The following is a 277-nucleotide window of genomic DNA, read 5'->3' on the forward strand; positions in this document are numbered from 1 at the left end:
GTCGACTTCCAGCACCTTGACCTTGACGATGTCGCCTTCCTTCAGCTTGTCGGACACCTTCTCGACGCGCTCGGAGGAGATCTGCGAGACATGCACCAGACCGTCCTTGCCCGGGGCGATGGTGACGAACGCACCGAAGTCCATCAGCTTGGCGACCTTGCCCTCGTAGATCCGGCCCGGCTCGACGTCGGACGTGATCTCCTCGATGCGGCCCTTGGCGGCCGGCGCTTGGCCGGCATTGACCGAGGCGATGACGAGGGTGCCGTCATCCGGGATG

1 protein-coding gene is annotated in these 277 nt (G+C 64.6%); it reads right to left on the bottom strand.

The features are described from left to right. A partial coding sequence (locus FLQ44_RS07735; protein ID WP_147693934.1) for a S1 RNA-binding domain-containing protein occupies positions 1 to 277 on the bottom strand: 277 nt, incomplete at both ends.

It is taken from the genome of Vogesella mureinivorans, assembly GCF_007644035.1.
In the GTDB taxonomy this organism is placed as follows: domain Bacteria; phylum Pseudomonadota; class Gammaproteobacteria; order Burkholderiales; family Chromobacteriaceae; genus Vogesella; species Vogesella mureinivorans.